General features: G+C 46.5%; 3 protein-coding genes. All 3 read left to right on the forward strand.

What is annotated here, in order from left to right; translation table 11 throughout:
* Window positions 1–469: baseplate assembly protein (locus PROVRUST_RS18450; RefSeq protein WP_006816435.1), on the forward strand; the 469-nt coding region annotated here is incomplete at its 5' end.
* Window positions 462–1,073, forward strand: a complete 612-nt coding sequence (locus tag PROVRUST_RS18455; RefSeq protein WP_006816436.1) for a phage tail protein I — start codon at window positions 462–464, stop codon at window positions 1,071–1,073. The genes PROVRUST_RS18450 and PROVRUST_RS18455, both read left to right, overlap by 8 nt.
* Window positions 1,070–2,040 (forward strand): phage tail protein (locus PROVRUST_RS18460; RefSeq protein WP_006816437.1); only part of this gene is annotated, 971 nt, incomplete at its 3' end. The genes PROVRUST_RS18455 and PROVRUST_RS18460, both read left to right, overlap by 4 nt.

Here is a 2,040-nt window from a genome sequence, read left to right on the forward strand (position 1 = left end):
CGCTCGCAGTGCAGATGGTCGCGTTGCTGATGCCTCAGTGGTTAGTCCATCCCCAGCTTGTGTGACGGTGACTGTTTTGTCGCGGGAGGGTAATGGTGTCGCGCCGGCAGATTTAATTGAAATCGTTGATGTAGCTTTAAATGATGAAGATGTACGCCCTGTTGCTGACCGAGTGACCGTGCAGTCAGCCGTGATTGTTGACTATGAAATCGTCGCGAAAATTTATTGTTATCCATCCCCTGAATACGAGCCGATTATGGAAGCGGCAGAAGCACAACTAAAACACTATACCAATCAACAGCACCGGTTAGGGCGCGATATTGTGTTGAGCGCGATTTATGCCGCCTTGCATGTTCAAGGTGTGCAACGTGTTGAGCTGATTTCACCAAAGGCAGATATCAAACTCGATAAGACGCAAGCCAGTTTTTGTACTGGAATAAATATTGAGCTAGGTGGCTCGGATGAATAGCCGTTTACTGCCAGTTGGGTCGTCAGCCTTAGAGCTTGCCGCTGGGAAGGCTTTAGCTGAAATAGAACGGGTGCCGATCCCCATTCGTATTCTCTGGAATCCTGATAAATGTCCGGTGCATTTACTGCCGTATCTGGCATGGGCATTCAGTGTTGACCGGTGGGATAAAAACTGGACAGAGAAAGCCAAGCGAGACGCGATAAAAGCGGCGATGTTTATTCATAAACACAAGGGCACAATTGGAGCGCTGCGCCGAGTAGTTGAGCCATTGGGTTATTTGATCCGTGTGATTGAGTGGTGGAAAACCAATGAAACCGCCGGCACGTTTCGTCTTGATATTGGTGTATTGGAAACTGGTATTACCGAAGAAATGTATCGAGAGCTAGAAGCGCTTATTTTCGATGCAAAGCCAGCAAGCCGACACCTCGTCGGGCTAACTATTCAGCTGGAAACTAAAGGCAATATTTTTTGTGCGGCTGCAAGCTATGGCGGGGATGAACTGACGGTTTATCCATATACGCCGGATGTGATCAGTGTTGGTGGTGCTATCTCCACCGGTGCGGCAGTCCATGTTATTGATGAAATGAGGGTTACTCTCCAATGAAATATTTTGCATTACTCACTACCTATGGTGAGAAAGTGCTTGCAGAGGCGACAGCTCTCGGCACAAAGATTGAATTGACACATATGTCAGTCGGTGATGGTGGTGGCTCATTGCCGGCACCGGACACCAAGCAAACGAAACTCATTAATGAACGTCGAAAAGCTGCGATTAATACTCTGTTTATTGATCCAGTAAACCCGAATCAAATCATCGCAGAACAGGTTATTCCTGAGAATGAGGGCGGTTGGTGGATTCGTGAGATTGGTTTGTTTGATAAGTCAGGGGCATTAGTTGCTATTGCCAACTGCCCAGAAACTTATAAGCCGTTATTGGTTGAAGGGTCGGGGCGTACTCAAACAATTCGTGTTGTTCTTATTGTCAGCCACACGGAATCAGTCACGCTTAAAATTGATCCAACAGTCGTATTAGCAACACGAAAATATGTTGATGATGCTATTGAAGTTTTAGATAAACGAATTAGTTCGTTAACAGCCAGTGATGTTGACGCTGTTCCTGTCACTCGTAAAGTTAATAACAAACAGTTAAATGTTGATATCACGCTGAATGCCGGTGATGTTGGGGCATACACCAAGGCAGAAACGGACACCAAAGTTGCTGATGCGAAAAAAGCGGGTACAGATGCACAGGTAACAGCCAATGCTGCTAATACTGCGGCAACTAATGCCAATAATAATGCGAATGGTCGAGTGCCTAGTACGCGAAAAGTAAACAACAAGCCATTAAGTGCAGATATCTCACTGGCAGCGGGTGATGTTGGCGCTTACACCAAGGCAGAAACGGACACTAAAGTTGCTGATGCGAAAAAAGCCGGTACAGATGCACAGGTAACAGCCAATGCTGCTAATACTGCGGCAACTAATGCCAATAATAATGCGAATGGTCGAGTGCCTAGTACGCGAAAAGTGAACAATAAGCCGCTAAGTGCAGATATCTCACTAGCAGCGGG

The organism is Providencia rustigianii DSM 4541 (assembly GCF_000156395.1).
Lineage (GTDB): Bacteria > Pseudomonadota > Gammaproteobacteria > Enterobacterales > Enterobacteriaceae > Providencia > Providencia rustigianii.